An 8,363-nucleotide genomic window follows, 5' to 3' on the forward strand; every position below is an offset into this window, starting at 1 on the left:
CGGCCGGGGCACCGTGCGGTCGGCGACCCGGGTGCCGGAGCCCTGCCGGGCGGTGAGCCAGCCCTCGGCGATCAGGTCGGCGTAGGCGTCGGCGACGGTGTTGCGGGCGATGCCCAGGTCGGCGGCGAGGGAGCGGGAGGAGGGCAGCCGGGTGCCGGGGGCGAGCCGGCCGGTGCGGACGGCCTCGCGGAGGGCGTCGGTCAGGCCGCGGCGCAGACCGGGCCCGGTCGGTTCGAGGTGCAGGTCGATGCCGAAAGTGGCCCAGCGTTCCGCCATGGAAGTGGACCATACTCCTGGGCTGCCTCGCTCCTAGGGTCGAGGCATGACCACTACTGAGACGAACACCGAGTACGCCCCCGAGCTGCCCGTCCGGCTGGAGTGGGCCCGGCACGCCCCCGAGGTCTACAAGGCGATGATCCGGCTGGACTCCGCCGCCAGGAAGGGGCTCGACGCCAAGCTGTACGAGCTGGTGAAGATCCGCGCCTCCCAGCTCAACCACTGCGCCTTCTGCCTGGACATGCACACCAAGGACGCGCTCGCGGCGGGCGAGAGCGTCGAGCGGATCATCCAGCTCGGCGCGTGGGAGGAGTCGCGGCACTTCTACACGGAGAAGGAGCTCGCGGCGATCGAACTGACCGAGGCGGTCACCGTGCTGACGGACGGCTTCGTGCCGGACGAGGTGTACGAGCGGGCCGCCAAGCGGTTCGAGGAGCCGGAGCTGGCGCAGCTCATCGCCGCGATCACGGTGATCAACGCGTGGAACCGGTTCGGGGTGACCTGCCGGATGACCCCGGGCCACTACACGCCGGGACAGCACGCGTGACGGCTCGCACGACCCACCTCGACGCCGGTGTCCGCAGCGCGCTGCGGGCGGTGAGCGCCGCCGCCAAGAAGGGCCTCGGCGATCCCGGCCTGGCCGAGCTGGTGCAGATCCGTGCCTCGCAGCTCAACCACTGCGCCTTCTGCCTCGACATGCACCTCGCCCTCGCCCGCGAGGGCGGGGCGGTGCGCGAGGCGCAGCTCGATCTCCTGGACGCCTGGGAGGAGGCCGGGGACGACGTCTTCGACGCGCGGGAGCGGGCCGCGCTGGAACTGACGGAGGCGGTCACGGTGCTGACCGGGGGGTTCGTGCCCGACGAGGTGTACGAGCGGGCGGCCGGGCACTTCGACGCCGCCCGGCTCGCCCACCTCGTCGCACTGATCACCGCCGTCAACAGCTGGAACCGGCTGATGGTCGGCCGCCGGATCCCCCCGGGCTCCACCGAGTGGTGAACCAGGAGGTCAGGGCAGCCACTTCTTCCATGTGGAGGGGTGGTTGTCCACCCATTTCCCGGCCGCCTCCCGGGGCGACAGCTTCTGCTCGGCGATCATCAGGGAGACCTCGTTCTGGTCCTCGGTCGTCCACTCGAAGTTCTTGAGCAGTTCCGCCGCCTCCCCGCCGTGCTCCGCGAAGTCCGCGTTGAGGTACTTCTGCAGCGGGGTGACCGGGTAGGCGCAGGCGACCTTCGCCGGGTCGGCGTCGCAGCCCTCCTCGTACGCGGGCAGCTTCACCTCGGTCATCGGCACCTTCGCGGACAGCCACTGGGGTGTGTACCAGTAGGTGAGGAAGGGCTTCCTCTCCTTGGCGAACTGCTTGATCTGGGTGATCTGCGCGGCCTCGGAGCCGGCGAACACCACCCGGTAGTCCAGTTTCAGGTTCTTCACCAGCGCCTTGTCGTTGGTGACGTAGGACGGGGAGCCGTCCATCAGCTGTCCCTTGCCGCCGCTCTCCGGGGTGCGGAACCGGTCGGCGTACTTGTTGAGGTTCTTCCAGTCGGTGACGTCGGGGTGCCGCTCCGCGAAGTACGTCGGCACGAACCAGCCGATGTGCCCGGTGACGCCGAGGTCGCCGCCGTTCACGATCGTCTTCTTGTCCTCGACGTACCGCTGCTCCTGCTCGGGGTGGCCCCAGTCCTCCAGGATCGCGTCGACGCGGCCCTGGCTGAGCGCGTCCCAGGCGGGCACCTCGTCGACCTGGACGGTGTCGACGCGGTAGCCCAGTTCGTGTTCCAGCAGGTACTGGGCGACGGCCACGTTGGCCTGCGCGCCGACCCAGGACTGCACGGACAGGGTGACCGTCCTGGCGCCCCGCGCGTTCGCGAAGGGGGACGCCTGCTCGGTCATGTCGGCGGCGCCGCAGCCGGTGGCCAGCACCAGCACGGCGACGGCCGCCGTGATACGCGTGCGGGACATCTCAGGCTCCCTTCGCCGTACGGCGTTCGGTCGGCTGCGTCACCCGGTCGAGCATCAGCCCCAGGCAGACGATCGCGGCCCCGGCGACCAGGCCGGTCGCCAGGTCGCCCTGGGCGAGGCCGAAGACGACGTCGTAGCCGAGCGCTCCGCCGCCGACCAGGCCGCCGATGATGACGACGGCGAGGACCAGGACCACGCCCTGGTTGACGGCGAGCAGCAGCGCCGGGCGGGCCAGCGGGAGCTGGACCTGGCGCAGCTGCTGGGCGCCGGTCGCGCCGAGGGAGCGGGCGGATTCCAGGGCGGCCGGGTCGACCTGGCGCAGCCCCTGGGTGGTGATGCGGACGACGGCGGGGAGCGCGTAGACGATCGCGGCGGCGACGGCCGGGGCGCGGCCGACGCCGAACAGGGCGACGACCGGGATCAGGTACACGAACTGCGGCATCGTCTGGAACACGTCGAGCACCGGGCGCAGGAGGCGTGCGAAGCGGTCGCTGCGGGCGGCGGCGATGCCGGTCGCGAAGCCGATGACGAGGGTGACGGCGACGGCCGCGAGGACCTGCGAGAGGGTGTCCAGGGACGGCTTCCACACACCGAGCACGCCGGTCGCGGCCATGGCGAGGACGGCGGTGAGCGCGGTGCGCCAGGTGCCGATCAGCCAGGCCAGGGCGGCGACGATCAGGAGCACCGACCACCAGGGCAGCCATTGCAGGCCGTCGCGGAGGGGGTCGAGGACCCAGGTGGTGAAGCGGCCCGCCCAGTCGGCGGTGCCGCCGATGACGGGCACACCGGAGTAGAGGTGGCCGGTCATCCACTCGACGGCCCGGTTGACCGGCTCGGCGATGCTCAGGACCCATCCGTCGGGCCACTCCAGGCGGTCCGCGAGACGTCCGGTGACCGCGACGGCCACGGCGGCGGTCCCGGCGTACGCCCACAGCGCGCGGGCGTTCGGCGGGGGTGCCTGTCCGAGTCGCGCGCCGGCCGCGCCGGTCACCCGGTCGAGGACGACGGCGAGCAGCACGATCGGGATGCCGGCCGCGAGCGCGGCGCCGACGTCGACCGAGGCCAGTGCCTGGTAGACGCGGTCGCCGAGACCGCCGGCGCCGATCACGGAGGCGATGACGGCCATGGACAGCGCCATCATGATCGTCTGGTTGAGGCCGAGGAGGAGTTCCTTGCGGGCCAGCGGGATGCGGGCGGTCAGCAGGCGCTGGCGTGCGGTGGTCCCGAGCGACTCGACCGCCTCCAGCACCTCCTTGTCGGCGCCGCGCAGCCCGAGCGCGGTGAGGCGGGCCATGGGCGGGGCGGCGTAGACGACGGTGGCCAGGACGGCCGCGGGGACGCCGATGCCGAAGACCAGGACGACGGGGAGGAGGTAGGCGAAGGCCGGGAGGACCTGCATGGTGTCGAGGACCGGGCGCAGGACGCGGTCCATGCGGTCGGAGAGGCCGGCGGCGAGGCCGAGGAACACGCCCACGAGGACGGACGCGGCCACCGCCACGACCATCAGGGCGAGCGTCTGCATCGTCGGTACCCACATGCCGAGCAGGCCGCAGGCGAGGAACGCGGTGGCGGTGCCGAGGGCCAGGCGGATGCCGGCCGCGCGCCAGGCGATCAGGGCGGACACGGCGGTCACTCCCGCCCAGCCGACGGCGAGGAGGGCGAGGTAGACGGCGCGCACGGCGATGACGACGACGTTGCTGACGTGGCCGAGGAAGTGGAGGAAGAGGGGGTGGGAGTCGCGGTTGTCGATGATCCAGTCGCTGGCCTTGCCGAGGGGTTCGGAGACGTCGACCGTCAGGGCCTCGGGCCAGGTGCCGTTGGCCCAGCGGGCGGCTGCCAGGGGGACGAGGACGGCCGCGAGTACGCCCAGCGTCAGGAGCTTGCGGGTGGCTCTGTTCGCCAGGATGCCCGGCGGTGCGGTCTTACGGGGAGTCGCCGTGAGCGTTGCCATCACACCGGCTCCTCGGTGGTGGTGGGGGTGGGTCCTGGCTCACGGCGCTTCACCGGTTCCTCCCCCACTCTCGACTCCTCCCCCATGAGCGGGGGACCCCCATCGCCCACCCGTGCCGCCCCAGCGGCACGACTGCCCGTGGCTGCGGTGCCTGCCACCACGTTCAGCAGTGTGGCCGGGTCGACCACTCCCAGGCAGCGGCCGTCGTCCATGACGCGGGCCGGGGTGCCTGCTCGGGCCACTGCCTCCACGGCTTCCGAGACCGTGGCGTCGGGGCGGATCGCCGGGCCTGTGCCCGCCTCTTCCGCTGAGGTCACGGGGCGCATGGCGGTGCGGACGGTCAGGACCTGTTCGCGGGGGACGTCGCGGACGAAGGCGCGGACGTAGTCGTCGGCGGGTGAGCCGACGATCTCCTCCGGGGTGCCGAGCTGGACCACGCGGCCGTCGCGCATCAGGGCGATGCGGTCGCCGAGCTTCAGGGCTTCCTGGAGGTCGTGGGTGATGAAGACCATCGTGCGGCCCTCCTCGCGGTGCAGCCGCACCACCTCCTCCTGCATGTCCCGCCGGATCAGCGGATCGAGCGCGCTGAACGGCTCGTCGAAGAGGAGGACCTCGGGGTCCACCGCCAATGCCCGCGCCAGGCCCACGCGCTGGCGCTGGCCGCCGGAGAGCTGGGCGGGTCTGCGCTGCTCCATGCCCTCCAGGCCGACCTTGGCGACCACCTCGGCGGCCCGCTCCCGGCGCTCCGCCCTGCCCATGCCCTGGATCTCCAGGCCGTAGGCCACGTTGTCGAGGACGGTGCGGTGCGGCAGCAGGCCGAAGTGCTGGAAGACCATCGCGGCGCGGTGCCGGCGCAGTTCGCGCAGCCGGGCCTTGTCCATGGCGCGGACGTCCTCGCCGTCGATGGCGATGGTGCCGGCGGTCGGCTCGATCAGCCGGGTCAGACAGCGCACCAGCGTGGACTTGCCCGAGCCGGACAGGCCCATGACGACGAAGACCTCGCCCTTGCGGACGTCGAAGCCCACGTCACGCACGGCGGCGGTGCAGCCGGTGCGGGAGCGCAGCTCGGCCGGGTCGAGGGCGGTGAGCGCGGGGTCGCCGGGGACGCGGTCGGCCTTCGGTCCGAAGACCTTCCACAGGCCGTCGACGGAGAAGACGGGAGCGGCGGTCGCGGTACTCATCACGCGTCACCGCCGATCAGGTCGACGGCGCGCTCACCGACCATCAGGACCCCGATCATCGGGTTCACGGCGGTCATGGTCGGGAAGACGGAGGCGTCCGCGATCCGGATGCCCTCCAGGCCCCGGACCTTCAGCTCGGGGTCGACGACGGCCTGTTCGTCGTTCACGGCGCCCATGCGGCAGGTGCCCGCCGGGTGGTAGACGGTGTGCGCGACCTTCCGGGCGTACTCGCCGAGTTCCTCGTCGCCGGTGATGTCCGGCCCGGGGGCGACCTCGCGCTTGAGCCAGTTGGCGAGGGGTTCGGTCCTGGCGATCTCACGGGCGATGCGGATGCCGTCGACCAGGGTGCGGCCGTCGTAGTCGTCCTCGTCGGTGAAGTACCGGAAGTCCAGGGCCGGCTTCACGGACGGGTCGGCGCTGGTGAGGTACAGCCTGCCCCGGCTCTTCGGCTTGGGGATGTTGGGGGTCATCGAGACGCCGAACTCGGGCCGCCGGTAGCCCAGTCGCTCCGGGTTGTCCGTGAACGGGATCTGGTAGAAGTGGAACATCAGGTCGGGGCCCGCGTGTTCGGGGTCGCGGCGCACGAACAGGCCGGCGTCGGAGTCCATCGCGGAGTTCTCCGGGATGGGTCCGTTCGTCTCCCAGACGATCACCGACTCGGGGTGGTCGAGCAGGTTCTCGCCGACGCCGGGCAGGTCGTGCGCCACGGGTATGCCGAGCGCCTCCAGGTCGGCCCTCGGGCCGATGCCGGAGTGCAGCAGCAGCCGGGGCGAGTCGACGGCGCCGGCGCACAGCACGACCTCGTTCCGTGCCCTGACGAGGATCTCCTCGCCGTCCTTGGTGCGCACGTGGACGCCCTCGGCGCGGGTGCCGTTCAGCTCCAGCCGGTACGCCCAGGTCTCCAGCAGGATCGTGAGGTTGGGGCGTTCGTCCATCACCGGGTGCAGGTACGCCACCGACGCCGACGAGCGCTTGTTGTCCTCCGGGTGGTAGGCGAGGTCGAAGAAGCCGACGCCCTCGTCGAACGGCTTCTTGTTGAAGCCCTCGATCCGGGGGACCCCGAGGGCCGTCTGCGCCGCGTCGACGAAGTCGCGGGCGATGGCGTTCCGGTCCTTCTCGTCGACCGGGACGATGTTGTTCTCGAGCCGGGCGTAGTACGCCTCCATCGGCACCGCGCCCCACCCCTCGGCTCCCGCCCGCTCCCACTCGTCCCAGTCGGACGGCAGCGGCTTGAACGCGATGAGCGTGTTGTGCGAGGAGCAGCCGCCCAGGACGCGGGCGCGGCTGTGCCGGATGTGCGAGTTGCCGCGCGGCTGTTCGGTGGTGGGGTAGTCGTAGTCCAGCTCGCCGCCGAGCAGGCCCATCCAGCGGCGCAGGGTCAGCACGTCGTCGCGGCCGACGTCGCTGGGGCCGCCCTCGATGACGGCGACGGTGACGTCCGGGTTCTCGGTCAGTCGGGAGGCGATGACGGAGCCTGCGGTGCCGCCGCCTATGACGACGTAGTCGTATGCGTGATCGGGTTCGTGGGTGTGAGCGGGCATCCGGGTGGTACTCCTCCGGGGATTCGGGACAGGTGGGTGGAGTGCGGCTTCGGGGAAGGGCGGCGGCGGGCCGGCACCGCCCGGTGGTCCGTGGTTCAGCCCGCGAACCAGCGCACCGGCCTGGGCGCCAGGTTCTGGTAGACGTGCTTGGTCTCGCGGTACTCGGCGAGACCGGCCGGGCCGAGTTCGCGGCCCACTCCGCTCTTGCCGAAGCCGCCCCACTCCGCCTGCGGGAGGTAGGGGTGGAAGTCGTTGATCCACACGGTGCCGTGACGCAGCCGTCCGGCCACGCGGCGGGCGCGGCCCGCGTCGGCGGTCCACACGGCGCCGGCCAGCCCGTACTCGGTGTCGTTGGCGAGCGCGACGGCCTCGTCCTCGGTGCGGAAGGTCTCGACGGTGAGGACCGGCCCGAAGACCTCCTCGCGCACGACCTTCATCCCGCGGTGGCAGCGGTCGAGGACGGTCGGCTCGTAGAAGTAGCCGGTCTCCGGGCGCTCGGCGGACGGCGCGGGCCGCTTGCCGCCGGAGCGCAGCACCGCGCCCTCCTTGAGCGCGGACTCGACGTACGCCTCGACCTTCGCGCGCTGCTGCTCGGAGACCAGCGGGCCGCACTCGACGCCGTCCTCGGTGCCCCGGCCGAGCCTGATCCGCTCGGCGCGGCGGGCGAGTTCGGTGACGAAGCGGTCCCGGACCGGCTCCTCGACGATGAGCCGGGCGCCCGCCGAGCAGACCTGGCCGCTGTGGATGAAGGCGGCGTTGAGGGCCTGGTCGACGGCGGTGTCGAAGCCCTCGTCGGTGGCGCAGGCGTCGGCGAAGACGACGTTGGGGTTCTTGCCGCCGAGTTCGAGGGCGACCTTCTTGACGCCCGGGGCCGCGGCCTGGGCGACCTTGGTGCCGCTGACCAGGCCGCCGGTGAAGGAGACCAGGTCGACGTCGGGGTGCTCGGCGAGCCGGGCGCCGACGGTGTGGCCGGGACCGGTGACGATGTTGGCGGCCCCGGCGGGCAGTCCGGCCTCGGTCAGCAGGTCGATGAGGGCGATCGTGGTCAGCGGGGTGATCTCGCTGGGCTTGACCACGAAGGTGTTGCCGGCCGCCAGCGCGGGGGCGATCTTCCAACTCGCCTGGAGCAGGGGGTAGTTCCAGGGCGTGATCAGTGCGCAGACGCCGACCGGCTCGTGCACGACGACGCTGTGGACGTCGGGCGAGCCCGCGTCGACGACCCGTCCGGGGGCTTCCCCGGCGACCAGGTCGGCGAAGTAGCGGAAGGCGTCGGCGACACAGTCGATGTCGACGCGGCCCTCCTCGACGGTCTTGCCGGCGTCCCGGCTCTCCAGCAGACCGAGCTTCTCCCGGTCCCGGACGAGCAGTTCGGCGACGCGGCGCAGCAGCGCGGCCCGTTCGGCGACGGGGGTGTGCGGCCACGGGCCCTCGTCGAAGGCGCGGCGGGCGGCGGCCCCC

The 8,363-nt window shown here is 72.2% G+C and carries 8 protein-coding genes; 2 read left to right on the forward strand and 6 right to left on the reverse strand.

Annotated features, from left to right (window positions below):
- Positions 1 to 276, reverse strand: a 276-nt coding sequence (locus B7767_RS13140) for a GntR family transcriptional regulator (RefSeq protein ID WP_143652400.1), incomplete at its 3' end; no start/stop codon positions are given.
- A gap of 46 nt (positions 277 to 322) precedes the next feature.
- On the opposite strand from B7767_RS13140, the gene B7767_RS13145 reads away from it, so the two are divergent.
- Both B7767_RS13145 and B7767_RS13150 read left to right on the forward strand, forming a co-directional pair.
- Positions 323 to 823 carry a carboxymuconolactone decarboxylase family protein gene (locus B7767_RS13145; RefSeq protein ID WP_085572348.1) on the forward strand — a complete coding sequence of 167 codons (501 nt, stop codon included), beginning with the start codon at positions 323 to 325 and terminating at the stop codon, positions 821 to 823.
- Positions 820 to 1,272: a carboxymuconolactone decarboxylase family protein gene (locus B7767_RS13150; RefSeq protein WP_085572349.1), complete on the forward strand. Its 453-nt coding sequence runs from the start codon at positions 820 to 822 to the stop codon at positions 1,270 to 1,272. Before B7767_RS13145 ends, B7767_RS13150 begins: the two co-directional genes overlap by 4 nt.
- Before the next feature lie 9 nt (positions 1,273 to 1,281).
- Here the strand turns inward: B7767_RS13150 and B7767_RS13155 are convergent, their stop codons facing one another.
- The 5 genes from B7767_RS13155 to B7767_RS13175 form a co-directional block, all read right to left on the reverse strand.
- The gene (locus B7767_RS13155; RefSeq protein ID WP_085572350.1) at positions 1,282 to 2,232 is read right to left on the reverse strand and encodes an ABC transporter substrate-binding protein; all 951 of its coding nucleotides are present in this window, start codon (positions 2,230 to 2,232) and stop codon (positions 1,282 to 1,284) included.
- Between the two features lies 1 nt (position 2,233).
- Positions 2,234 to 4,183: a proline/glycine betaine ABC transporter permease gene (locus B7767_RS13160; protein WP_085572351.1), complete on the reverse strand. Its 1,950-nt coding sequence runs from the start codon at positions 4,181 to 4,183 to the stop codon at positions 2,234 to 2,236.
- Positions 4,183 to 5,364, reverse strand: coding sequence for a glycine betaine/L-proline ABC transporter ATP-binding protein (locus B7767_RS13165; protein WP_085572352.1), 1,182 nt, complete (start codon positions 5,362 to 5,364; stop codon positions 4,183 to 4,185). The genes B7767_RS13160 and B7767_RS13165 overlap by 1 nt, the downstream gene beginning before the upstream one ends.
- On the reverse strand, positions 5,364 to 6,905 hold the full coding sequence (locus tag B7767_RS13170; protein ID WP_085572353.1) for a GMC family oxidoreductase: 1,542 nt from the start codon (positions 6,903 to 6,905) through the stop codon (positions 5,364 to 5,366). The genes B7767_RS13165 and B7767_RS13170 overlap by 1 nt, the downstream gene beginning before the upstream one ends.
- A gap of 95 nt (positions 6,906 to 7,000) precedes the next feature.
- A partial coding sequence (locus B7767_RS13175; RefSeq protein ID WP_085572354.1) for an aldehyde dehydrogenase family protein occupies positions 7,001 to 8,363 on the reverse strand: 1,363 nt, incomplete at its 5' end.

Source organism: Streptomyces sp. 13-12-16, assembly GCF_002114215.1.
Lineage (GTDB): Bacteria > Actinomycetota > Actinomycetes > Streptomycetales > Streptomycetaceae > Streptomyces.

Excerpts from the sequence above, each read along its gene's own strand:
- B7767_RS13145 (WP_085572348.1), top strand. The coding sequence starts at position 323 with ATGACCACTACTGAGACGAACACCGAGTACGCCCCCGAGCTGCCCGTC.
- B7767_RS13155 (WP_085572350.1), bottom strand. The coding sequence starts at position 2,232 with ATGTCCCGCACGCGTATCACGGCGGCCGTCGCCGTGCTGGTGCTGGCC.
- B7767_RS13160 (WP_085572351.1), bottom strand. The coding sequence starts at position 4,183 with ATGGCAACGCTCACGGCGACTCCCCGTAAGACCGCACCGCCGGGCATC.
- B7767_RS13165 (WP_085572352.1), bottom strand. The coding sequence starts at position 5,364 with ATGAGTACCGCGACCGCCGCTCCCGTCTTCTCCGTCGACGGCCTGTGG.
- B7767_RS13170 (WP_085572353.1), bottom strand. The coding sequence starts at position 6,905 with ATGCCCGCTCACACCCACGAACCCGATCACGCATACGACTACGTCGTC.